Origin of the sequence: Bradyrhizobium sp. SMVTL-02 (assembly GCF_051853005.1) — a bacterium.
Classification (GTDB): Bacteria; Pseudomonadota; Alphaproteobacteria; order Rhizobiales; family Xanthobacteraceae; genus Bradyrhizobium.
On record NZ_CP182469.1, the window covers coordinates 2,231,481 to 2,254,075 of the forward strand.

Genomic DNA, 22,595 nt, shown 5'->3' on the forward strand with positions numbered 1-22,595 from the left:
GCAAGAACAGACGTTCTTAGGCCCAAGAAAGCCCAAGAATGACCGAGAACGAAAGCAGAAGATCGCAATGCAAGTGGTGCGAAAAGGCCTGTAGAATCAACAGAGCGCAAGCTGGCCACCCCGTTCGGGACGCAGGGGTCGCAGGTTCGAATCCTGCCACTCCGACCATTCTTCCAAAAGTCGACGTTTTGCAGAGACTTGGCGGACCGGCCGCCGGCGCCTCGGAGCGCCTTTTTGCAACGATTTTCGGAACGGGTCCACGGCGGATTTGGGTCGGCAGGGCCGCTTGTGCGCGCGGCATGGCTGGTCGTTCAGCCGCGCCGACTACATCGGTGCAGTACGTAGGTCAGAAGGCCTACCGCCGCACCACCAGCACGCCTACCAGAAACGCCAGCATCAGCGATGGCAGCGGCGCCTCGCGCACCATGCCGCGCACGATGTCCGTCCAGTGCTGCTCCGGGACCAGCCTTGGCGACCTGATTTCCACCATCGGCGTCATGCCCCAATCCGAGGCGAGATCGGTGATCTCGCTCGCGGCCAAACGCGAGCCGTCGCGGACGCGGAAGACCGCAGCTTCCGATCGATCACGCGGCGCGAGCGCCATCAGCGTCGCGATCGCCGTGCGCAACGTCATCTCGCCAAAACCCTGCAGCCTTACCGACTCCTCGGGGTCCGACGTCATGTGATCATCCCTCACAGCGCGAAATGGCGCGCGATGGTGAAGACCGCGGTCGCGCACAGGACCAGCGTGGATACCGCGCCGGCCACACCGCGCGCGAGATGGGCTCGCGTCAGGTGCCTGGTCATGATCTTGCTCCATGCTCAGCATGGAAATGACGGCGCGCAAGGTTGGTTCCTGCGCAAACTGCGAATCGGCAGGCCGGCTACCGCCGCAGCAGCTCGCTCAACGCCGCCGTCGCCTCCGCGCAGCGGATGTCGTCGATCTCGCGCGACAGGCCGAGAGCGCTCGATCTCAGCTCTTCGAGCTTCCATTTCTCCGGATTCTGGTTTTCGAGCTGGCTGAGACGTTTGTTGAGGTCATCCAGCCTGGATTGGAGTTGCTCGATACTGGCGGCCCCATTCACTTTCCAAACGCGTTGTGCGCGCATCGTGATTCCCCTGATAGTCTCACGGCTTTGTGAGAGCGGTTCGTGGCCGCAATGGGAGTTTCTTTTGTCCGGCTTCAGACGGTGGGGAACCGTTGCAGATTGGCAACGGAGCTTCCTCGATTGAGCACACAGGCCGGCTTGCTCTTGCGCAGCGCGCGTCACAGGCGCGGAATCTGCATGTACGCGGCGACGACGGCGTGTTGGCGTACGGCCGAAAGAGCGAAGGACAGACGCGTGGCGAGATTTGTGAATGTGGCGGCCGGTCAGCTTGGCCCGATTGCGAGGCGTGAGAGCAGGACCGAGGTGGTGGCGCGCCTGATGGCGTTGATGCGGCAAGCCCGGGCCAATGGCTGCGACCTGATCGTCTATCCCGAACTCGCGCTGACCACCTTCTTTCCGCGCTGGTATTTCGAGGATCAGGCCGAGATCGACAGCTTTTTTGAGCGCGAGATGCCGGGCCCGGAGACGCGAGCCCTGTTCGATCTCGGGAGCCAGCTCGGCATCGGATTTTACCTCGGCTACGCTGAGCTGACGGTCGAGGCGGGCAACATCAAGCGCTACAATACCTCCATCCTCGTCGACAAGAGCGGCGCGATCGTTGCGAAATACCGCAAGGTGCATCTTCCCGGCCATGCCGAGCACGAGCCGTGGCGCAAATTCCAGCATCTGGAGAAGCGCTATTTTGAGCCCGGCAGCGGCTTCGGCGTGGTCGATGCGTTCGGCGGTACGATGGGAATGGCGATCTGCAACGACCGCCGCTGGAGCGAGACCTATCGCGTGATGGGCCTGCAGGGCGTCGAGATGGTGATGATCGGCTACAATACGCCGGTGCACAACCCACCCGCGCCGGAGCATGACGATCTCTCGCTGTTCCACAATCATCTCGTCATGCAGTCCGGCGCCTATCAGAACGGCACCTTCGTGGTCGGCGTCGCCAAGGCCGGCGTCGAGGAGGGCGTCGACCACATCGGCGGCAGCTGCATCATCGCGCCCTCGGGCGAGATCATCGCGCGCTGCACGACCAAGGGCGACGAGGTCGCGCTCGCTCGCTGCGATCTCGATCTCTGCAATTCCTACAAGCGCACCACGTTCAATTTCGACGTTCATCGCCAGCCGCGTGCCTACGGGATGATCGTGGAGCGCAAGGGCGTGACGACGATGGCGGACGGCACGCCGGTGCGGCGGAAGGAATGATGCTCCTGTCTTCGTGCCGCCACACGCTCCGTTCTCGTCTCGGCCCAGTACGAAGGACATGTCTGCAAGTTGAGATGTGCATTGGAGGATGGTGACGCTGCGCCTTGCTCCGTCATTGCGAGCGCAGCGAAGCAAATCCAGAGTCTTTCCGCGGCGGGATTCTGGATTGCTTCGCTGCGCTCGCAATGACGATGTGGCGGCAGCATGGGCTCCTCCATCACCGTCACTCTGCTGCGCGCAGCGCTGTAGAGCAAGCTTCGACGGGCGACGGCCTGGCTGCATCTCGGCCGTTCATCCGCTCCGGGGCTCGGGATGACGGAGCGCGCACTGTGATGTTCGCCGGAAGGCCTCCTCATCACAGCCACGTGTCTTTATTTGGGAACAATCATTTCCTATTATACCGCAATGCAAAAAGTCGCCCGCCAATCCCCGCCTGTCGCCCGTCCTGCCGGCCGTCCCCGTGAGTTCGACATGGACACCGCGCTCGATCGCGCCCTTCGGGTGTTTCGCGAGCGCGGCTATCATGGCACCTCGATCAGCGATCTCACCGCCGCGATGCGGCTCGCCACCGGCAGCGTCTACAAGGCGTTTGCCGATAAGCATGCCGTGTTCCTCGCCGCTTTCGAGCGGTACACCGGCTTGCGCCAGGAGCAGACCCGTAGCGCCGCGGCGCGCGGGGAGAATGGCCGCGCGCGGCTGCGCAACGTCCTCTTGTCCTATGTGGAACACTCCGAGGGCATCGAGGGGCGACGCGGCTGCCTCGTGGTCGGCAGTGCGGTCGAATTGTCGGCGGTCGATCCGGTGATCCGTGCACGGGTCCATGCACAGCTCAAGACCAATGAAGACTTCATCGCCGGCCTTATTCGCGAGGGCCAGGCCGATGGCTCGATTCCGGGCCATGTCCATGCCGGCGACACCGCGCGGCTGATGATCTGCATCACGCAAGGTATGCGCGTCGTCGGCAAGGCGCGCCTGAGGCTCGACGGGACGCGCCTCGTCGGCGTCGCGATGAAGCTGCTCGCCTGAATTCATGTCATATTAGGGAACGATCGTTCCCGATTATCGGAGATCCACGTAAATGACCATGAATGCCACCATAGAGACCGCGCCCGAGCCGGATGCGGTGTCGCAGCGCCTGACATTCGTCCTTGCCGCGGCCTGTGGCATGGTCGCCGCCAACATCTACTATGCGCAGCCGCTGATCGCCCCGATCAGCGCCGCGCTCGACCTGTCGCATGCAGCGGCGGGGCTGATCGTCACCATGACCCAGATCGGCTATGGCGTGGGGCTGCTGTTCATCGTGCCGCTCGGCGATCTCGTCGAGAATCGTGCGCTGATCTGCTCGGTTATCATCCTCGGCGCCGCGGCGCTGCTCGCCGCCGCGTTCTCGACCCATGCCCTGCCGTTCCTGGTGGCCGCGCTGTTCATCGGCCTCGGCTCCGTCGCGGTGCAGATCATCATTCCCTATGCGGCGCATCTGGCGCCGGAAGCCATTCGTGGCCGCGTGGTCGGCAACGTCTCGACCGGCCTGATGCTCGGCATCATGCTGGCGCGGCCTGTGTCGAGCATCGTCACCGCGGCCTCGTCATGGCATGCGGTGTTCTTCGCCTCCGCCGCGCTGATGATCGTGCTCGCAACGGTGCTCTGGATGACGTTGCCCAGGCGTAAGCCCGTTGCGCGCCTGCATTACGGCACGCTGCTGCTGTCGATGCCGCATCTGGCCCTAACCACTCCGCTGCTCCGGCGCCGCGCGCTCTACCAGGCGAGCCTGTTCAGCTGCTTCACCCTGTTCTGGACGGTGGCGCCGCTCCAACTCGCCGGCGCGTTCGGCTTCACCCAGCGCGGCATCGCGCTGTTCGCGCTGGCGGGTGTCGCGGGGGTGTTCGCAGCTCCCATTGCGGGCCGGCTCGCCGATCGCGGCCATAGCCGCATCGCGACGCTGGTTGCGATGCTGCTCGCGGCCGCCGGCTTCCTTGTGACCTATCTCGGCGCGCCAGGTTCGATGCTGAACCTCGCCTGCCTGGTCGTGGCCGCGATCGCCATCGATATCGGCGTGCAGGGCAATGTCGTGCTCGGCTTCCGGTCCATCTTTACGCTTGGGCACGAGCATCGCAGCCGCCTCAACGGCCTCTACATGGCGACGTTCTTCGCAGCCGGCGCTGCCGGCTCCGCGGTCGGCGCCTGGGCGTTCGCGCAAGGCGGCTGGACGCTTGCCTCGGCCATTGGCCTCGCTCTGCCGGTCGCGGGCCTGCTGTATGCGGCCACTGAATAGTTACCGGGATCGTTGATTGTGGAATGCGCGCGTTTACCAAGCGGCGGACGAGAGGCCATCCGGTGTCTGACGAAGCCCCCGGCGCCGCAATTTCCATCTCGCCGTTTGGTTGCGGTTGTTGTACTTTCGTCGCAATGGGACCTGGTTAACGGGCGGCGGGGGAGGCTGATGAGGCAAGCGGGGCTGTTTGGCGTACCCCGGGTACGGCCATGGTCGTGGCAGGCGTTTCTGCTGGGCCTGGTTATCGTCGCGGTATCGGCCATGCTTCAGGGCATCTGCGTCGCGCTTGGCGCAAAGCTTTATTTCGCAGCGTTCCTGCCCAGCCTGTTCGTGCTCGCGCTTGTCGCGGGCGCGCCGGCGGCGGCATTCGCCGCGCTGCTCACCATTCCACTGGTGTGGTGGGCATTCATACCACCGTTCTTCGAGTTCACCCCGCTGACCAGCGCCAATGCCGATTCCATCAACCTGTTCTGCCTGCTCGCCGTGCTCCTGATCGGCCTTGGCGATCTCTGCCGCGAGACGACGATCATCAGACGCGGCGGGCTGAAGCCTTCACGCGAGAGCGCGGCAACGAAGTCGCAATAGTTCGGCCTTGTGCCAGCCTGCGCGTTGCACACGCGCAACAGTCCGGCAACCATGCGCGAGCTTGCCGGGCGCCGCTAACTTTTCGAAAAAGTTTTGGCCGCAATTTCTCCCCCCGGGAATGACGAGGGAGTTTTCGACCATGAACGGCCAGATCAACGGACACGCCATCTTGGAGAACGTGCGCCGCTATCGCGGCATCGCATCGCTCTATCGCCAAACCGCGGCGTTCCGCCCGGGCCAGAGCTGGTCGCTGCTGGAGCAGGCGAGGGAGTGGGAAGCGCGGGCGCTGTCGGAGCTCGAGGCCTATTTCGCCACGCGCATCGACTACGCCGCTCCGCTTGCGGCCTGATCGTTCACCGCGCAGGGCGTAGCGCGATCGACCCGCCCGGGCGCGCGACCCGGGACGACTACGGGATTGTCTCGGCGCCCGCTTGTGCTAGCAACATCCCGATCGAGATCTCCTTCAGGGAGGGCGGGGGCGAGCGATGACCACCTTCAACCGCATCTTCACGACAGAGCGCCTGCTGCAGATCATCGTCATTCTCGCGGCGACGATCGCGATGAAGTTGATGGCCTGAACGCGGGCTGCCTACCGCCCGCCGAGCCCGGGCACGTCGGGCAGATAATTCGACCCTTCCGATCCCAAAAAATCGAACATGGCCTGTGCCGGCGGCAGCAGCACCTTGTCGCTGCGGCGGATCACGTACCATTGCCGCACGATCGGCAGGCCGGCGACATCGAGCACGACGAGCCGGCCCTCGGCGAGCTCATGCGCGACTGTGTGGGCCGAGATGAAGGCGATGCCGAGCCCGGCGATCACCGCCTGCTTGATGGTCTCGTTGCTGCTCATCTCCATGCCGATGATCGGCTCCAGGTCCGACCTCTGGAACATGCCCTCCATCAGCGTCCGCGTGCCGGAGCCGGGCTCGCGGGTGAGGAAGGTCTCGTGCACGAGATCGGTCAGGCTGAGCCCGGAATCCTTCTCCAGCCAGTGCCCCTTGCGCGCGACGATGACGTGCGGATTGCGTCCGAGCTGACGGACGTCGACGCTGACGTCGGCCGGTGGCCGACCCATCACCGCGAAATCGAGGTCGTAGCCGTGCATGGCCTCGCGAATCTCCTCGCGATTGCCGATGGTGAGCTTGATCTCGATCTTGGGATGCCGCTTCGAGAACGCGGCGATGGCATGCGGCACGAAATATTTCGCGGTCGAGACCGCGCCGAGCTGCACGGTGCCGCCGGTCCGCCCCGCCAGCAGGTCGAGCGCGCCCTGGCAATCCATGATCGCGGCTTCGACCCGCTCGGCGAGCGCCAGCACCTCCTCGCCCGCCTCGGTCAGCAGCATGCCGTCGCCGGTCCGCTGCACAAGCGGCAAGCCGGCGAGGTCCTGAAGCTGCCGCAGCTGCTGGGTCACGGCTGGCTGTGTCAGCCCGAGGTGGCCGGAGGCCGCCGTCACGCTGCCCTTGGCCGACAACGCCGCAAGCGAGCGAAGCTGCCGGATCGTCAGATGCCGAAGCTGGGCCGCCGCATGGCCGGAGCCATTATAAGAAAATTCTTTGGCGCTCATTATGAATAGAAATTTTTCTTATTAAGCCGCCGCTGTCAATCTCCTCGTGCCGGGACTGACCGCACCGACCTCCAGCGTGGAGGGCAATGGATGCGGCGCCGGCCTAGGGGACGGACGCAAATGACTGGGCAACTCAGGCTCGACGATCACCTTCAGCGGTATTTAGAGACCAGGCCCCACGCACTGGCCGTTGCGGCCGCCGTCGATGCCGTCGCGGCGGCGGCGATCGAGATTGCCGATCTCATCGCGACAGGCGATCTCGCTGACGCCTCGGGCCTGACGACGGGCCGCAACAGCGACGGCGATGTCCAGCGCGATCTCGACGTGCAGGCGGATGCGATCCTGCGCCGCTGCCTGGGCAGGCTGCCGATCGCGGCGCTGGCGTCGGAGGAGATGCGCGAGCCGCAGATCGGCGACCGCGACGGCCGCATCTGCGTCGCGATCGATCCGCTCGACGGCTCCTCCAACATCGACATCAACATGACCGTCGGCACGATCTTCTCGATCCTGCCCGCACCCGACGATCTCGGTCTCGCCTTCCATCAGCGCGGCTCGGCGCAGCTCGCGGCCGGCTTCGTCACCTACGGGCCGCAGACCTCGCTGGTGCTGACGCTCGGCGAGGGCGTCGACATCTTCACGCTCGACCGCAACGCCGGCTGCTTCCGCCTCGCGCGCAGCGCCGTGCAGATCTCCGAGGCCTGCGAGGAGTTCGCGATCAACACCTCGAACCGCCGCCACTGGGATCCGCCGGTGCGCGCCTTCATCGACGAATGCCTCGCCGGCGTCGAGGGGCCCGCGAACAGCGATTTCAACATGCGCTGGATCGGCTCGCTGGTCGCGGAAGCCTACCGCATCCTCACCCGCGGCGGCGTGTTCCTCTATCCCTCCGATGCGCGGCCCGGCTATGGCGACGGCCGCCTGCGCCTCACCTACGAGGCGCATCCGATGGCCATGATCATCGAGCAGGCCGGCGGCTCGGCCTCGACCGGGCGCGGTCGCATCCTCGACCTCTCCGCACAGAGCCTGCACCAGCGCGTGCCGCTGATCATGGGCTCGAGCAACGAGGTGCGGCGCGTCGAGGAGCTGCATTGCGATCCGCTGCTGGTTGCCAGCGTCTCGGCGCCGCTGTTCGCGCGGCGCGGATTCTTCCGACTCTGAGCGAGGTGACGCATGTCCAGGAAGCATCCGATCATCTCCATCACCGGCTCCTCCGGCGCCGGTACGACCTCGGTCAAGAAGACGTTCGAGCAGATCTTTTTCCGCGAGAAGGTCAATGCCGCCTACATCGAAGGCGACGCCTTCCACCGCTACGACCGCGCCGAGATGCGCACGCAGATGGCGAAGGAAGCCGAGCGCGGCAACAAGCACTTCAGCCATTTCAGCCCCGAGACCAATTTGTTCGAGGAGCTGGAGCGCGCCTTCCGCGACTATGGCGAGACCGGCACCGCGGTGACGCGGCACTACGTCCACGACGTCGAGGAATCCGCGCTGCACGGCGCGGCACCGGGCACCTTCACCGACTGGAAGCAACTGCCGGAGAACTCCGACCTGCTGTTCTACGAAGGCCTGCACGGCGCCGTCGTCACCGACAAGGTCAACGTCGCGCGTTATGCCGACCTCAAGATCGGCGTCGTGCCCGTCATCAATCTCGAATGGATCCAGAAGCTGCACCGCGACCGCAGCGCGCGCGGCTATTCCACCGAGGCCGTGACCGACACGATCCTGCGGCGGATGCCCGATTACATCCATTACATCTGTCCGCAATTCACGGAGACCGACATCAACTTCCAGCGCGTGCCGACGGTGGACACTTCCAATCCGTTCATCGCGCGCTGGATCCCGACGCCGGACGAATCGATGGTCGTGATCCGCTTCAAGAACCCGCGCGGCATCGACTTCCCCTATCTGCTCTCGATGCTGCCGCAGAGCTGGATGTCCCGCGCCAATTCGATCGTGTGCCCCGGCGCGAAGCTCGATCTGGCGATGCAGCTGATCCTGACGCCGCTGATCATGCAGCTGATCGAGCGGAAGCGCAGCCTGAAGTGAACAGGGAGACAATCCGATGAACATCTCCGTCCACGCCGAAGCCGACCTCACGGCGGTCACGCACGACGATCTCGCCAATGCCGTCCGCTTCCTCGCAGTCGATGCCATCGAGACCTCGCAGTCGGGCCATCCCGGACTGCCCATGGGCATGGCCGATGTCGCGACGGTGCTGTTCTCGCGCTTCCTGAAATTCGACTCGGCGCATCCAAACTGGCCGGATCGCGACCGCTTCGTGCTGTCGGCGGGCCACGGCTCTATGCTGCTCTATGCGCTGTTGCACCTCACCGGCGGGGACGTCAGCCTCGATGACATCAAGGCCTTCCGGCAATGGGGCTCGAAGACGCCGGGCCACCCCGAATATGGTCACACGCCCGGCGTCGAGACCACGACGGGACCGCTGGGGCAGGGGATTGCAACGGCGGTCGGCCTGGCGCTCGCCGAGCGCATGGCCAATGCGCGGCATGGCGATGGCCTCGTCGATCACTTCACCTATGTCATCGCCGGCGATGGCTGCCTGATGGAAGGCATCAGCCACGAGGCGATCTCCCTCGCGGGCCACCTCCAGCTCGGCCGGCTGATCGTGCTGTTCGATGACAACGGCATCTCCATCGACGGTCCGACGTCGCTCGCGACGTCGGATGACCAGCTCGCGCGTTTCGCCGCCTCCGGCTGGTCGGTGCGCCGTGTCGACGGGCATGATCCCGAAGCCGTTGCGCAGGCGATTGCGAAGGAGCGCGAGACCGCAAAGCCATCGCTGATCGCCTGCCGCACCATCATTGGCTATGGCGCGCCTGATCTGCAGGGCACCGAGAAGGCGCACGGCGCGCCGCTCGGCACCGAGCAGACGATGGCCGCGCGCCGAACTCTCGGTTGGGACTATCAACCCTTCGTCGTGCCGATCCCGGTGCTCAAGGCGTGGCGGATGATCGGGCAGCGCGGGCAAGTCGATCGGCTCGCGTGGCTCGGTCGCTACGAAGACGCGACGCCGGAGCAGCGCGACCTGTTCGTCGAGGGCAAGACCGTCCCGCTGCCGGCCGCCTATGCGCTGGCCGCTGCGAAATTGCGCGGGCGCTTTGCCAGAGAGCGGCCGAAGCTCGCCACGCGGCAGGCCTCGCAACAGGTGCTCGACGGCATCGCCGGGACAATTCCCGGCCTGGTCGGCGGCTCGGCGGACCTGACGCATTCGAACCTGACGCATGCCAAGGCTCAGGCTCCCGTCCGGCGTGGCGCATTCGCCGGCGACTACATCCACTATGGCATCCGCGAGCACGGCATGGCCGCTGCGATGAACGGCCTCGCGCTGCATGGCGGCTTCATTCCCTATGGCGGCGCGTTCCTCGCGTTCTCCGACTACAGCCGGCCCGCGATCCGCCTTGCGGCGCTGATGCGGCTGCGCGTCATCCATGTGATGACGCACGACTCCATCGGCCTCGGCGAGGACGGCCCGACGCACCAGCCGGTGGAGCATCTCGCGGCGCTGCGGGTCATTCCGAACCTGCTCGTGTTCCGGCCGGCCGATGCCGTGGAAACGCTGGAGGCCTGGGACTGTGCGCTCATGGCGGAGCATCGTCCGTCCGTGCTGTGCCTGTCGCGGCAGGCCCTGCCGACCTTCCGCAGCGATGTCCGCGGCAGAAACCGCGTCGCACGCGGCGCCTATCTCATCGTCTCACCCCACGGCGGCCGCGACGTGACGCTGATGGCGACCGGCTCGGAAGTGTCGATTGCAATGGAAGCCGCGCGCCTGCTTGCAACTGAGAACATCCGTGCAGCCGTTGTCTCTGCACCCTGCTTCGCGCTGTTCGAGGAGCAGCCGGAATATTACCGCGCCGCCGTGCTCGGCACCGCGCCGCGCGTCGGCATCGAGGCGGCCGTCGCCGGCGATTGGCATCGCTGGATCGGTACCGACGGTGAATTCGTCGGCATGCGCGGTTTCGGCGCCTCGGCGCCGGCGCCAGTGCTGTACCGCGAATTCGGCATCACGCCGCAGAGTGTTGCGGAATCGGCCCGCCGGGCGATCGCCCGCAAGAGCCAATAAGGAGGACGACCTTGGCCCGTATCACACTTCGCCAACTGCTCGATCACGCCGCAAGCCACGGCTACGCCGTGCCGGCGTTCAACATCAACAACATGGAGCAGGGCATCGCGATCATGCAGGCGGCGGCCGAGGTCGACGCGCCCGTCATCATCCAGGCCTCGCGCGGCGCGCGCAACTATGCCGGCGATCTCATGCTTTCGCACATGATCGACGCGCTGGAGCGGACCTATCCGGACATCCCGCTCTGCATGCACCAGGACCACGGCAATGACGAGGCGACCTGCGCCTCCGCCATCGCCCATGGTTTCACCTCGGTGATGATGGACGGCTCGCTCAGGGCCGACGCCAAGACTGCGGCCGATTATGACTACAACGTCGCGATCACGCGCCGCGTCGTCGATCTCGCTCATTGGACCGGCGCATCGGTCGAAGGCGAGCTCGGCGTGCTCGGCTCGCTCGAACATGGCGGCGGTGAACAGGAGGATGGTCATGGCGTCGAGGGCAAGGTCAGCCACGATCAGTTGCTGACCGATCCGGACCAGGCTGTCGATTTCGTCCGCGCGACGAAGGTCGATGCGCTGGCGATCGCGATGGGCACCTCGCACGGCGCCTACAAGTTCAGCCGCAAGCCCGATGGCGACATCCTGGCGATGCGGGTGGTCGAGGAGATCCATCGCCGGCTGCCGAATACGCATCTGGTCATGCACGGCTCCTCCTCGGTGCCGCAGCCGCTCCAGGACATGTTCAACCAGTTTGGTGGCGAGATGCCGCAGACCTGGGGCGTGCCGGTCGAGGAGATCGTCCGCGGCATCAAGAGCGGGGTGCGCAAGGTCAATATCGACACCGACTGCCGCCTCGCGATGACCGCGATGTTCCGGAAAGTCGCCGCGCAGACGCGCTCCGAGTTCGATCCGCGCAAGTTCCTCAAGCCCGCGATGGACGCAATGCGCGAGCTCTGCCGCGAGCGGTTCGAGCAATTCGGCACTGCGGGCCACGCCAGCAAGATCAAGGTCGTTCCCTTGAGCGAGATGGCGCGGCGGTACCGTGCCGGCGAGCTCGATCCGGGCGTCGACGCGCGCGAGTCCGTGGCGGCCTAACGAATCAGAGAGAGCAGGAGAGAGACATGAACGCACATGCAGGCACGGTCCGCGGCAAGGAACGCTATCGCTCCGGCGTGATGGAGTACAAGCGCATGGGCTATTGGGAGCCCGATTATACGCCAAAGGACACCGACGTCATTGCCCTGTTCCGCGTCACACCGCAGGAGGGCGTCGACCCGATCGAGGCGTCGGCCGCGGTCGCCGGCGAATCCTCGACCGCGACCTGGACGGTGGTGTGGACTGATCGCCTGACGGCGGCCGAGAAATATCGCGCGAAATGCTATCGCGTCGATCCGGTGCCGGGCACGCCGGGCTCGTACTTCGCCTACATCGCCTATGATCTCGACCTGTTCGAGCCGGGTTCGATCGCCAACCTGTCGGCCTCGATCATCGGCAACGTGTTCGGCTTCAAGCCGTTGAAGGCGCTGCGCCTCGAGGACATGCGCTTTCCCGTCGCCCATGTGAAGACGTTCCAGGGACCGGCGACCGGAATCGTTGTCGAGCGCGAGCGGCTCGACAAGTTCGGCCGGCCGCTGCTGGGCGCAACGGTGAAGCCGAAGCTCGGTCTGTCCGGCCGCAACTACGGCCGCGTGGTCTACGAGGCGCTCAAGGGCGGACTCGACTTCACCAAGGACGACGAGAACATCAACTCGCAGCCGTTCATGCATTGGCGCGACCGCTTCCTGTATTGCATGGAGGCCGTGAACCGTGCGCAGGCGGTCTCCGGCGAGGTCAAGGGCACCTACCTGAACGTCACCGCAGGGACCATGGAGGACATGTACGAGCGCGCGGAGTTCGCCAAGGAGCTCGGCTCGGTCATCGTCATGATCGACCTCGTGATCGGCTACACCGCGATCCAGTCAATGGCGAAATGGGCCCGCCGCAATGACATGATCCTGCATCTGCATCGCGCCGGTCACTCGACCTACACGCGGCAGAAGAGCCATGGCGTGTCGTTCCGCGTCATCGCCAAATGGATGCGGCTCGCCGGTGTCGATCACATCCATGCCGGCACGGTGGTCGGCAAGCTCGAAGGCGATCCCCATACCACGCGCGGCTATTACGATGTCTGCCGCGAGGACTTCAATCCGACCAAGCTCGAGCATGGCCTGTTCTTCGACCAGCATTGGGCCAGCCTCAACAAGATGATGCCGGTCGCTTCCGGCGGCATCCATGCCGGCCAGATGCACCAGTTGCTCGACCTCCTGGGTGAAGACGTCGTGCTGCAGTTCGGCGGCGGTACCATCGGCCATCCCATGGGCATTGCGGCCGGCGCGACCGCCAACCGCGTGGCGCTGGAGGCGATGATCCTCGCCCGCAATGAGGGCCGCGACTACGTCCACGAAGGGCCGGAGATCCTGGCCAAGGCGGCCCAGACCTGCACGCCGCTTAAGGCCGCGCTCGATGTCTGGAAGGACGTCACCTTCAACTATCAGTCCACCGACACGCCGGACTTCGTGCCGACGGCGCTGGAAACCGTCTGAGGAGATTTGACATGAAACTGACCCAGGGCTGCTTCTCGTACCTGCCGGATCTGACCGACGAGCAGATCACCAGCCAGGTGCAGTATTGCCTCGCCAATTGCTGGGCGGTGAACATCGAATTCACCGACGACCCGCATCCCCGCAACACCTATTGGGAGATGTGGGGCCTGCCGATGTTCGACCTCCAGGACGCCGCCGGCGTGATGATGGAGCTCGCCGAATGCCGCAGGGTGTATGGCGATCGTTACATCCGGATCAGCGGCTTCGATTCCAGCCATGGCTGGGAGTCGGTGCGGATCTCCTTCCTCGTCAACCGGCCCCCGCAGGAAGCGGAATTCGAGGTCGTGCGGCAGGAAGTTGGCGGCCGCGCGATCCGCTACAGCACGGTACGAAAGCCCGCCGCCCACGCCGCGCAATAGCGATTCTCACTTCCGCGCGGAGCGCTCCCTGCTCCGTTTCCTTGGCGGACCACTGCTTCGCCGCTTCCCGGCGGCGAAGCCCTTTTGTTCGAGGTGCCGATGCTCGATGTCCCCCACGCAACGACGATCGATCCAAGCGAGACGCAGTTCGATCTTCGGAAGGAGGCCGAGGCGGCCGGTATCACCGAGACGCTGCAACAACTCGATCAGGAGCTGATCGGGCTCAAGCCGGTGAAGAACCGCGTGCGCCAGATCGCATCGCTGCTGCTGATCGAGCGTATCCGGCAGCGCGCTGGCCTCGCCGCGGCGCCACCGACGCTGCACATGTCGTTCACCGGCAATCCCGGCACCGGCAAGACGACTGTCGCGCTACGCATGGCCAAGATCCTGCATGGCCTCGGCTTCGTGCGGCGCGGGCAGGTGATCTCGGTGACGCGCGACGACCTCGTCGGCCAGTATATCGGCCACACCGCGCCGAAGACGAAGGAGATCCTGAAGAAGGCGATGGGCGGCGTGCTGTTCATCGACGAGGCCTACTATCTGCATCGTCCCGACAACGAGCGCGACTACGGCCAGGAATCGATCGAGATCCTGCTCCAGGTGATGGAAAACCAGCGTGAGGATCTTGTCGTGATCCTCGCCGGCTATGGCGAGCGGATGACGAGCTTCTTCGCCTCCAATCCCGGCTTTCGCTCGCGCATCGCGCACCACATCGAATTCCCTGATTATGCGGAGGCCGAGCTGCTCGTCATTGCCGAGCTGATGCTGAAGGAGCGCGGCTATCGCTTCTCGGCAGCGGCACGCGAGGCGTTCGAGAAATACATCGCCCTGCGCCGGACCCAGCCGTTCTTCTCCAACGCGCGCTCGATCCGCAACGCCGTCGATCGCATCCGCCTGCGGCAGGCCGACCGCCTGGTGTCCGATCTCAACCGCATGCTCGATGTCGCCGACCTCGAAACCATCGATCCGGCTGATGTCCTTGCAAGCCGCGTCTTCAGCGGTGGTTCGGTTGGGGAAGGAGCGTGAAGGCATGACCAGCGAGATCCTTATTGCCCCCTCGATCCTGGCCGCAGACTTCGCGCGTCTCGGGCGCGCATCTCGATCGCTCGCTTCAGGCGATCCGCGCGCTCGGCAAGAAGGCCGGAGTCAGCCTCTGCCCCCTCGAAACCGGACGGTCAATCCGGGCTTCGGCGGCCAGGCCTTCATCGAGTCCCAGCTCGAAAAGATCCGGCGCGTTCGAAGCATTATCCGCGCTAGGCCGATCCGGCGCGAGGTCGATGGCGGCATCACGCGTGACAATGCTGCAGCGATCGCCGCCGCCGGTGCCGATACGCTGGTGGCGGGCTCCGCCGTGTTCCGCGGCAAGAGCAATCCCGATTACGCCGCGAATATCGCGGCCATTCGCATCGCTGCCGAAGGCGGCCGGGTTCCGCAGGTGCAAGATAGTTCCGCGATGCGGATGCGCGTAAGCGATGGAGTCCGTATCGGGTAGACTATGGGAGGGGCACCCGGATGGCGATGGACCATTTCGGCATCGGCTCCTCCTCGCTGTAGGTTTGGAACCAAAATTCTTACCCGGCTTTCTCGAAAATTAACCCAGGTTAAGCGCGTTGTGCACGCAGCGAATGTTTTGCATAAACGCCATTGGCCTGACGCAAATCAGGGCAATAAGCCCAGGTGAATGCGCGGGAGGGTCTCATGGAGAACGTACGTCGCTACCGGGCGCTGGCGTCCCTCTGTCGTCAGCAGGCCGCCTACAGGCCGCTTCAGAACTGGGAACTCCTCGGTCAGGCCGAACATTTCGAATATCTCGCCGAGATGGCGCTGAAGGCGCATTTCGACGCGTGCAATGCGCAACGCGACGAGGCCGCGGAGTGGGAGACGCCCGCCGCGGCGTGAGAGCATCGGCTTCGCTAATGCGACATCAGCGTCGGGATCGTCATGGCCTCCAGCATGCCGCGGGTAACGCCGCCGAGAAAGCGCTCCTGTAATCGCGAATGGCCGTAGCCGCCCATCACCAGCAGATCGAGGTTCTCGTCGGCCGCCAGCGAGAGGATGGTCGGCTGGATGTCGGATCGGGCGGCTGACAGCCCGACGGTGCGGGTCGACAGGCCCCGCCGGCCGAGATGCCTCGCCAGATTGCTTGCCGATACTTCGCCCGGGACCGAATCGGCTGCGTTGATCGTGATGAGCACGATCCCTTCGGCGCGCGCCAGGAATGGTGCTGCGTCGCGCATCGCGCGGGCGGCGACGCGGCTGCCGTCCCAGCAAATCCCGATCCGCTTCGCCTTGAAGGCACCACGGAAGGTGTAGGGCAGGAACAGCACCGGGCCGCCGGCCTGGAACAGGATTTCGCCAGGCACGACATTGTCGAACGAACCTTGAGCCGGATCGGGCTGGAGCACGATGCTGAGATCGTGCAGCCGCGCCATTTCGCCGAGCGAGCTGGCCGCATCCGCGGGGATCGCGCCGAGCGGATGGCAGGTGTAGGAAATGCCGGTGTTGGCCGCTTCGCTTTTGAACACCTCGAGCGCGGCCTCGGCCCGCTCCAGGGCACGCTCGCGTTCCAGCTCGAACACGGCCGCTACGGCGGCGCCGCCGTCCAGCACGTAGGCTGCGCTGCTCGCGACATAGCCGACCGCGACCGCGTCGAGATGGGCGTTGAGATGCGCCGCGAGCGAGATCGAACCGTCGATCACGGCGCGCATTGGCCGTTCGGTCGGGATATGGACGAGAATATCTTTGTACATGGCGCGCCTCCGATCGACATCGTTGGACAGCCGCAGTCTTCCACACCGCGGTGGGGAGGCCTTGAGCTGCATCAAACGTGCGGCCGCGATTTTGAGTGGCGCCGGCCTCAGCACCTTTGCCAAGATTTAATCGCGTGGACGGAACGCCGTAAGGTGGCAACCCCCATGTTGGGTGCAAGGCGACACCTGACCCAACATGGATATTTCGACATGAACGATCGCGTCAATTCCGACATCACCACGACCCGGAAGATCCTGGGACCGCGCCGGCTTGCGCTGCTCGGTACCGTGGCCGCGCTTGGCGTGGCCGTGCTGGCCGGCTCTCCCGGTACGGCGCAGTTCGGCGTGACCTCCCTGATCTCGCCCGCGCACGCCGCGGAAAGCACCGCGACCCCGCCGGGCTTCGGCGACCTCGTCGCCAAGGTCAAACCAGCCGTGATCTCGGTGCGGGTCAAGATCGACCGCGACAACGACAAGAATGCGATGCTGCAGCAGAACCGGATGGATTCCGACGAGGACTCTCCGTTCGACCAGTTCTCGCGGCAGTTCGGCTTCCGCTCTCCGGGCGGCATGAACGGCATGCCTCGCCAGCGTCACCAGATGGTCACGGGCGAGGGCTCCGGCTTCTTCATCTCCGCCGACGGCTACGCCGTGACCAATAATCACGTTGTCGACCACGCCGAGTCCGTGCAGGTCACCATGGATGACGGCACGACCTACACCGCGAAGGTGGTCGGCACCGATCCGAAGACCGATCTCGCGCTGATCAAGGTCGACGGCAAGAGGGACTTCCCCTTCGTCAATTTCGCCGAGCAGAAGCCGCGGATCGGCGACTGGGTGGTTGCGGTCGGCAATCCCTTCGGCCTCGGGGGCACCGTGACGGCCGGCATCGTCTCTGCCAGTGGCCGTGACATCGGCAACGGGCCCTATGACGATTTCATCCAGATCGACGCGCCCATCAACAAGGGCAATTCCGGCGGCCCTGCCTTCGACATGAACGGCAACGTGATCGGCGTGAACACCGCGATCTTCTCACCGTCGGGAGGCTCGGTCGGCATCGGCTTCGACATCCCGGCGGCGACCGCAAAGCTCGTCGTCGCGCAGTTGAAGGACAAGGGCGCGGTGACGCGCGGCTGGCTCGGCGTGCAGGTGCAGCCGGTGACCGCCGATATCGCCGACAGTCTCGGCCTGAAGGAGGCACGCGGTGCGATCGTCGACAATCCGCAGGACGGCAGCCCGGCGGCGAAGGCCGGGATCGAGGCGGGCGACGTCATCACCGCCGTCAATGGCACAGCGATCAAGGACTCCCGCGACCTCGCCCGCACCATCGCGACGCTGGCACCGGGCACGTCCGTGAAGCTCGATGTCTTCCACAATGGCGGCAGCAAGACCGTGACACTCACGCTCGGCGAGTTGCCGAACGAGCGGCAGGCGAACGGTAAAGCCGAGGAGGGCAAGGTGCAGCCTGACAAGGGCACGCCGCGTCTCGGGCTTAGCCTCGCGCCGGCCGGAGAGGTGCAGGGCGCCGGTCAGAAGGGCGTCGTCGTCACCGAGGTCGATCCGCAAGGGCCGGCAGCGCAGCGCGGCATCCAGACCGGCGACGTCATTCTCAATGTCGGCGGCAAGCCCGTCGCCAATGTCTCGGACGTCCGAGCTGAATTGGCCCAGGCAAAATCGTCCGGCAAGAACAGCGTGCTGCTTCAGGTGAAGGGTGTGGAGGCGACCCGGTTCGTGGCGGTGCCGCTCGCTTAAGTCCTTCGCTCTGAAGGGTAATCCAAAAGGCGGCCGGAGGGCCGCCTTTTTCGCGCTGGCGTTAAGGATACCCACAGGCTCACGATAACATTCTCGTTAACGGCAGCATTGATGACGGGTTCGTCCGAAAAAGCCGCGTTCGCTCGTCAGACTTTGGAGTCCATACTGCTTGCATGGGGTGGAACTCCGAACGTCCGGCTGCTTTCTGGAACCAGCCGGTGTTCGCATTTGATCGGTGCCGACATGGATCGATTGAAGCTCTCGCTGAGACGTGCGCTGCTCCTGGTGCCGCTCGTGCTGTCGACCGGAAGCGCCCTCGGGCGCGACGACGGTCGATATGCCAATTCACCGCTCAAGCCCTGGTTCGACAGCTTGCGGAGCCATCTCGGCCCGTGCTGCTCGGACGCCGATGGATTTGCCGTCTCGGATCCAGATTGGGAATCCCACGACGGGCATTATCGCGTGCGACTAGACGGTCAATGGGTCGATGTGCCGGATGAAGCCGTGATCACCGAACCGAATCGGGCGGGGCGCACCATGGTTTGGCCGGTGAAGACGGCGTTCGGGATTTCGATCCGGTGCTTCATGCCGGGCAGCATGATTTGACGGGTGTCAGCGTCAGCGCTTGCTGGATTTGCGTTTCGACGATTTCCTGGTCGACTGCTTTTTGGACGTCTTTTTCTTGGATGTCTTCCGCTTGGACGCTTTCTTCGGGACCTTCTTGCCCTTCTTGCGAGCCTTGGAGAGTCCGATCGCGATCGCCTGCTTGCGGCTCTTCACGCGTCCGCCGCGACCACCGCGGCCGCTCTTGGCTGTGCCTTTCTTGTAGCGGCGCATTTCGCTCTCGACATCGCTGCCGGAGCTGCGCGAGTAACGTCGTTTCTTTGCCTTGCGTGCCATGCGTTTTCTCCCTTGGCCGGGGGAAAACCACGCGACACTGCCATGGTTCCGAAAGCGCGTCAGCGACGCTCCCGATGAAGCTAGAAGGAGTTCGCGAGCGCGATCTCAGCTTCGAGCGCCTGGATGCGGCGCGCGGCCTCGGTGAAGGACAGATCTCGCGCATATTGCGCAGGCTGATACGCCTCTTCACTCAGCCGCTTCAGCCGCAGGCCCTGCGCCCGGGTCATTTGGTCCATGAGAAAAGCTTTGGCGTCGTATTTACCCTGAATCTGCATGTCCGCTCTCCATTCTGAAATCGCGACTTGACTATATGTTCTTATTTTGTTCTAACAAGACATGGACAACAGAATTAATGAAATTCGACGTAAAATCAGCTCCTTAAGGTTAGAGATGGCCGACGTCGAGGCATCCGTGCGGGACCTCGTCGATCGGGGTCGGGACTGCACGGAAATGGCCCTGACGCAGATGGGCCTGCGCCGGAAAATCAACCTGTTGATCGGCGAATGGAGAGCGGCCGGCGGTGGCGATGTCCTGCCGGATGTCCGTGATCGTGTACGGCTTCGTCCGCTGAAGAAGAAAGTCGCAGATCCTGGCCGGACGATCGTGCGGCGCTGAGAGCTTTGGGAGTGCGTCATGGAGGAAGACCCGGACACGTACCGGATCCTGAGACTGCGCGCCGAGATTCTCGAACTGGGCTCCGCGATCCGGCAGTTGCAGCGGGAGGGGCTCGACGACGCTGCGGCCCAGCTCCTGATTGCGCGCAAGCGGGCGCAGCTCGACCATCTCGTGAAGATGAATACTGCGAGCGGTGGACTGAGCATCGCCGATATGCAACGCGACTAGCGCGCGCAATGCGGGGTCAGAGGGATCGCATCGGATGCCCAAGCGAGAAGGTCCCGCGATTGCGGGACCTTCGATGAGCAGCGCGCCCTACTTGGTGGTGCTCATGCCCTTGGTCATCGTGCCGCCCTGATCGGAGCCGGGGCCGGAGCCGCCCTGACCGGACGGATCGGGACTCCTGGCTTTCGTGTTGGCGCCGGTGGTCTGCGATGACGACATCGAGGATCCATGTTTCGCCTTGTGCGACTTGGCCTGCACGGCAAACGGAGCGGCGGCAAGGCCGGTTGCCAACATCACGGCGAGTGCGAGCTTGGTTGTCTTCATGCGCGGGAACTCCCTGGGTTAAATTGACGCAGGCAGCCAACTGCTGTTCGTCACAGGAGTTCCCGACAAGAACCCGCATCTTTCCCGCGACCTTCAAAATTCCTTGTCCTCGTCGATGATGAACACGACGCCCGTGAGTGTCGCACCGATCGCGAACGTTGTGACCAATGTGAGGGCGAACACCAGAATGGCCTGGCTTCCGCCGTGATTGAGCAGATTGGCGACCGCCGGATTGGACAGAGTGAGCGCGAGACCGAATGCGAGCCCGAGAGCTGCGCCCATCATCGCATGCGTCACCAGCTTGATGACGCCGGTGGGAGAGAGCAGGCTCGACGGCTTCTTGGGTGTCTTGTTCGCACGCATGGAACCAACCCTCGATTGCACATGCAAACGCGTGCGATGATCTCGGGTTCCATTCGCATGAAGGAATTGTCATCCGCCGCTTCATCCGGCGTTCATGCGGAGCTTGCGAGGATGAGTTCCATCAACATGGGACACTCGATATGGGTAAGGTCGTCTATCTCTATCGCTCGCTGGCCTATCGGAATGCGGCCGCGGACATGTTGCGCAAGGCGCGCAAGCTGCCGCGCGGCGCGGAGCAAAGCGCCGCCCGCCGCTATGCGAGGGCGCTGCGCGATCTCGCAACAACGGAAGCCTGGCTCGAAGGGCGCGTCGCTGACGAACCTCGGTCGATCCTGCGCACGAAGGTCGCCGCGTCCGGTTAACCCGACGCGCGCTGCAGCTCGGGCGAGGTGTCGGCTTCGGACTTATCCTGCGCTGCCGAGACAGGCGTCTTGCAGGTCAGCGGCACCTCCAGGCGGCACAACAGGCCCTCGGGCCGCCAATCGAATTGCGCCCGTCCGCCGAGCTGGGACTCGACGCTCGCAAGCAGGCTCCGCGTGCCGAAACCGCGAGACTTCGGCGTCCTCACCAGCGGACCGCCGGATTCCTCCCAGGTCAGCGCGAGGCGGCCTTCCTCGACCTGCCAGCCGATCAAGAGCCGGCCGGATCTCGTCGAGAGCGCGCCATATTTTGCGGAGTTGGTGAAAAGCTCGTGAAGAGCCAGCGCCAACGTCTGCGCCGTCGCAGGGACCAGCTGAACCTCGGGACCGGCCAATCGGATCTGGTCGCCGAGCGAATAGGGTGCAAGCTCCTCGTCGATCAGCTTGGAAAGCTCGGCGCCCTGCCAGCTCGAGAGCGACAGGATCGTGTGCACCCGCGCGAGCGCATTGATGCGCCCTTCGACGGCGTTGACGTAGGCCTTGACCTCGTCGGCACGAGTGAGGCGCACGATCGATTGCGCCAGCGCCAGCGCATTCTTGGCGCGATGATCGACTTCCCGCGCCAGCAGGTTTTGCCGTTCCTCGGCACGCTTGCGTTCGGTGATGTCCACGGTGACGCCGCTCACGCGCACCACGCGGCCGCTATTGTCGGCCGTGGCGGCGGCCGTGCCGACACACCAACGGACGTCGCCATCGGGGCGCACGATGCGGAACTCCGTCTCGTAAGAGCGCGTGCCCTTGTTGAATTCGGCGATGGCCTTGCGCAATTGATCGACGTCGTCCGGATGCAACAGTGCCTGAACGTTTGCGGGGTTGACCTCGAAGCTCTCCGGGCTCACGCCGAAGATGCGGTACTGGCCTTCGTCCCACATCCAGTCGCCGTTGATCCAGTCCCAGTCCCAGGACCCCATCTTGCCGGCGGCAATCGCCATGCTGCGGCGCTGCTCGCTCTCGCGCAGCTTGGCGGTGGAGTTCTCCAGTTCCGCCGTGCGGGCGCGGACTCGGTCCTCGAGTTCCTGGTTCAGCCGTTCGAGCTCGCGGGTCTTGCGGTAGAGTTCGGAAAACACCTTGATCTTGGCGCGCAGCACCTCCGGCACGACGGGCACCGGCACGTAGTCGACCGCGCCCATCTCGTAGCCGCGGAGCCGGTCGATGTCGCTCACTTGTATGGCCGAGATGAAGATCATCGCGGTCTTCTGGAAGCGCGGATGTTCCCGGATCATCGCCGCAAGCTCGAAGCCGTCGAGTTCGGGCATGCAGACGTCGACCAGGATCACCGCGACCTCGGTCTTGAGCAGCACCTCCAGCGCCTCGCGACCGGACGATGCGATCACGAGGTTCTCACCGAGATCCTTCAAGATCACCTCGTAGGCGAGCAGCTTGGCCGGCTGGTCGTCGACGAGGAGGATATTGACCTTTTCGTGGTCCATTCGCGG

General features: G+C 64.6%; 27 protein-coding genes and 1 pseudogene. 19 read left to right on the top strand and 9 right to left on the bottom strand.

All coding sequences use genetic code 11. The annotated features are described in order from the left end of the window. Nucleotides 1-355: 355 nt before the first annotated feature. Together ACNJYB_RS10350 and ACNJYB_RS10355 are read right to left on the bottom strand one after the other, a co-directional pair. A complete protein-coding gene (locus ACNJYB_RS10350) occupies nucleotides 356-682 on the bottom strand; it encodes a hypothetical protein (protein ID WP_439373853.1) in 327 nt (108 codons plus the stop codon). Nucleotides 683-884: 202 nt separating this feature from the next. Beyond that, nucleotides 885-1,109: a hypothetical protein gene (locus ACNJYB_RS10355; RefSeq protein ID WP_439373854.1), complete on the bottom strand. Its 225-nt coding sequence runs from the start codon at nucleotides 1,107-1,109 to the stop codon at nucleotides 885-887. Nucleotides 1,110-1,343: 234 nt separating this feature from the next. Here ACNJYB_RS10355 and ACNJYB_RS10360 point away from each other — a divergent pair, with 234 nt between their 5' ends. The 5 genes from ACNJYB_RS10360 (at nucleotide 1,344) to ACNJYB_RS10380 (ending at nucleotide 5,509) form a co-directional block, all read left to right on the top strand. Continuing rightward, nucleotides 1,344-2,303, top strand: a complete 960-nt coding sequence (locus ACNJYB_RS10360; RefSeq protein WP_439373855.1) for an N-carbamoyl-D-amino-acid hydrolase — start codon at nucleotides 1,344-1,346, stop codon at nucleotides 2,301-2,303. 405 nt (nucleotides 2,304-2,708) lie between these two features. Beyond that, the gene (locus ACNJYB_RS10365) at nucleotides 2,709-3,329 is read left to right on the top strand and encodes a TetR/AcrR family transcriptional regulator (protein ID WP_439373856.1); all 621 of its coding nucleotides are present in this window, start codon (nucleotides 2,709-2,711) and stop codon (nucleotides 3,327-3,329) included. Between the two features lie 52 nt (nucleotides 3,330-3,381). Beyond that, nucleotides 3,382-4,575 (top strand): MFS transporter, encoded by a 1,194-nt coding sequence (locus tag ACNJYB_RS10370; RefSeq protein ID WP_439373857.1) that lies wholly within the window; start codon nucleotides 3,382-3,384, stop codon nucleotides 4,573-4,575. A gap of 168 nt (nucleotides 4,576-4,743) precedes the next feature. Then, entirely contained in the window at nucleotides 4,744-5,160 is a 417-nt protein-coding gene (locus ACNJYB_RS10375; RefSeq protein ID WP_439373858.1) for a DUF4118 domain-containing protein, read from the top strand. A gap of 139 nt (nucleotides 5,161-5,299) precedes the next feature. Continuing rightward, nucleotides 5,300-5,509, top strand: a complete 210-nt coding sequence (locus ACNJYB_RS10380) for a hypothetical protein (RefSeq protein WP_439373859.1) — start codon at nucleotides 5,300-5,302, stop codon at nucleotides 5,507-5,509. A gap of 240 nt (nucleotides 5,510-5,749) precedes the next feature. Here ACNJYB_RS10380 and ACNJYB_RS10385 read toward each other — a convergent pair whose 3' ends face one another. Continuing rightward, nucleotides 5,750-6,727 (bottom strand): LysR family transcriptional regulator, encoded by a 978-nt coding sequence (locus tag ACNJYB_RS10385; protein WP_439373860.1) that lies wholly within the window; start codon nucleotides 6,725-6,727, stop codon nucleotides 5,750-5,752. A gap of 120 nt (nucleotides 6,728-6,847) precedes the next feature. Here ACNJYB_RS10385 and ACNJYB_RS10390 point away from each other — a divergent pair, with 120 nt between their 5' ends. The 9 genes and pseudogenes from ACNJYB_RS10390 (at nucleotide 6,848) to ACNJYB_RS10430 (ending at nucleotide 15,710) form a co-directional block, all read left to right on the top strand. Continuing rightward, nucleotides 6,848-7,885, top strand: a complete 1,038-nt coding sequence (locus ACNJYB_RS10390) for a class 1 fructose-bisphosphatase (RefSeq protein WP_439373861.1) — start codon at nucleotides 6,848-6,850, stop codon at nucleotides 7,883-7,885. Nucleotides 7,886-7,897: 12 nt separating this feature from the next. Next, nucleotides 7,898-8,773 (top strand): phosphoribulokinase, encoded by an 876-nt coding sequence (locus ACNJYB_RS10395; RefSeq protein ID WP_439373862.1) that lies wholly within the window; start codon nucleotides 7,898-7,900, stop codon nucleotides 8,771-8,773. Between the two features lie 16 nt (nucleotides 8,774-8,789). Next, nucleotides 8,790-10,808 carry a transketolase gene (gene tkt, locus ACNJYB_RS10400; RefSeq protein ID WP_439373863.1) on the top strand — a complete coding sequence of 673 codons (2,019 nt, stop codon included), beginning with the start codon at nucleotides 8,790-8,792 and terminating at the stop codon, nucleotides 10,806-10,808. A gap of 11 nt (nucleotides 10,809-10,819) precedes the next feature. Then, entirely contained in the window at nucleotides 10,820-11,905 is a 1,086-nt protein-coding gene (gene fba / locus ACNJYB_RS10405; RefSeq protein WP_439373864.1) for a class II fructose-bisphosphate aldolase, read from the top strand. Nucleotides 11,906-11,931: 26 nt separating this feature from the next. After that, a complete protein-coding gene (locus ACNJYB_RS10410) occupies nucleotides 11,932-13,392 on the top strand; it encodes a form I ribulose bisphosphate carboxylase large subunit (protein ID WP_439373865.1) in 1,461 nt (486 codons plus the stop codon). An 11-nt stretch (nucleotides 13,393-13,403) separates the two neighbouring features. Further along, nucleotides 13,404-13,811, top strand: a complete 408-nt coding sequence (locus ACNJYB_RS10415; protein WP_439373866.1) for a ribulose bisphosphate carboxylase small subunit — start codon at nucleotides 13,404-13,406, stop codon at nucleotides 13,809-13,811. Nucleotides 13,812-13,910: 99 nt separating this feature from the next. Then, complete coding sequence (gene cbbX / locus ACNJYB_RS10420) at nucleotides 13,911-14,837, top strand: CbbX protein (RefSeq protein WP_439373867.1); 927 nt, start codon at nucleotides 13,911-13,913, stop codon at nucleotides 14,835-14,837. A gap of 59 nt (nucleotides 14,838-14,896) precedes the next feature. Further along, nucleotides 14,897-15,303, top strand: a pseudogene (locus ACNJYB_RS10425) (ribulose-phosphate 3-epimerase); the annotation flags it as partial. 206 nt (nucleotides 15,304-15,509) lie between these two features. Next, complete coding sequence (locus tag ACNJYB_RS10430) at nucleotides 15,510-15,710, top strand: hypothetical protein (protein ID WP_439373868.1); 201 nt, start codon at nucleotides 15,510-15,512, stop codon at nucleotides 15,708-15,710. Between the two features lie 14 nt (nucleotides 15,711-15,724). Here ACNJYB_RS10430 and ACNJYB_RS10435 read toward each other — a convergent pair whose 3' ends face one another. Continuing rightward, entirely contained in the window at nucleotides 15,725-16,561 is an 837-nt protein-coding gene (locus ACNJYB_RS10435; RefSeq protein ID WP_439373869.1) for a universal stress protein, read from the bottom strand. A gap of 210 nt (nucleotides 16,562-16,771) precedes the next feature. Between ACNJYB_RS10435 and ACNJYB_RS10440 the strand changes: the two genes are divergently transcribed. Beyond that, complete coding sequence (locus ACNJYB_RS10440; RefSeq protein ID WP_439373870.1) at nucleotides 16,772-18,313, top strand: Do family serine endopeptidase; 1,542 nt, start codon at nucleotides 16,772-16,774, stop codon at nucleotides 18,311-18,313. A gap of 243 nt (nucleotides 18,314-18,556) precedes the next feature. Further along, nucleotides 18,557-18,919: a hypothetical protein gene (locus ACNJYB_RS10445; protein ID WP_439375523.1), complete on the top strand. Its 363-nt coding sequence runs from the start codon at nucleotides 18,557-18,559 to the stop codon at nucleotides 18,917-18,919. 12 nt (nucleotides 18,920-18,931) lie between these two features. Here the strand turns inward: ACNJYB_RS10445 and ACNJYB_RS10450 are convergent, their stop codons facing one another. Together ACNJYB_RS10450 and ACNJYB_RS10455 are read right to left on the bottom strand one after the other, a co-directional pair. Further along, entirely contained in the window at nucleotides 18,932-19,213 is a 282-nt protein-coding gene (locus ACNJYB_RS10450; RefSeq protein WP_439373871.1) for a DUF6496 domain-containing protein, read from the bottom strand. Between the two features lie 80 nt (nucleotides 19,214-19,293). After that, nucleotides 19,294-19,488, bottom strand: coding sequence for a DUF3072 domain-containing protein (locus ACNJYB_RS10455; protein ID WP_439373872.1), 195 nt, complete (start codon nucleotides 19,486-19,488; stop codon nucleotides 19,294-19,296). Between the two features lie 115 nt (nucleotides 19,489-19,603). Between ACNJYB_RS10455 and ACNJYB_RS10460 the strand changes: the two genes are divergently transcribed. Both ACNJYB_RS10460 and ACNJYB_RS10465 read left to right on the top strand, forming a co-directional pair. After that, complete coding sequence (locus tag ACNJYB_RS10460; RefSeq protein WP_439373873.1) at nucleotides 19,604-19,828, top strand: hypothetical protein; 225 nt, start codon at nucleotides 19,604-19,606, stop codon at nucleotides 19,826-19,828. A gap of 18 nt (nucleotides 19,829-19,846) precedes the next feature. Further along, nucleotides 19,847-20,056, top strand: a complete 210-nt coding sequence (locus ACNJYB_RS10465) for a hypothetical protein (protein ID WP_439373874.1) — start codon at nucleotides 19,847-19,849, stop codon at nucleotides 20,054-20,056. An 87-nt stretch (nucleotides 20,057-20,143) separates the two neighbouring features. On the opposite strand, the gene ACNJYB_RS10470 is transcribed toward ACNJYB_RS10465, so the two are convergent. Beyond that, nucleotides 20,144-20,377: a hypothetical protein gene (locus ACNJYB_RS10470; RefSeq protein WP_439373875.1), complete on the bottom strand. Its 234-nt coding sequence runs from the start codon at nucleotides 20,375-20,377 to the stop codon at nucleotides 20,144-20,146. 93 nt (nucleotides 20,378-20,470) lie between these two features. After that, entirely contained in the window at nucleotides 20,471-20,740 is a 270-nt protein-coding gene (locus ACNJYB_RS10475; RefSeq protein ID WP_439373876.1) for a hypothetical protein, read from the bottom strand. Nucleotides 20,741-20,880: 140 nt separating this feature from the next. Here ACNJYB_RS10475 and ACNJYB_RS10480 point away from each other — a divergent pair, with 140 nt between their 5' ends. Then, nucleotides 20,881-21,102 (top strand): hypothetical protein, encoded by a 222-nt coding sequence (locus ACNJYB_RS10480; protein WP_439373877.1) that lies wholly within the window; start codon nucleotides 20,881-20,883, stop codon nucleotides 21,100-21,102. Here ACNJYB_RS10480 and ACNJYB_RS10485 read toward each other — a convergent pair. After that, nucleotides 21,099-22,589, bottom strand: a complete 1,491-nt coding sequence (locus ACNJYB_RS10485; RefSeq protein WP_439373878.1) for an HWE histidine kinase domain-containing protein — start codon at nucleotides 22,587-22,589, stop codon at nucleotides 21,099-21,101. The genes ACNJYB_RS10480 and ACNJYB_RS10485 overlap by 4 nt on opposite strands. Nucleotides 22,590-22,595: the final 6 nt, after the last annotated feature.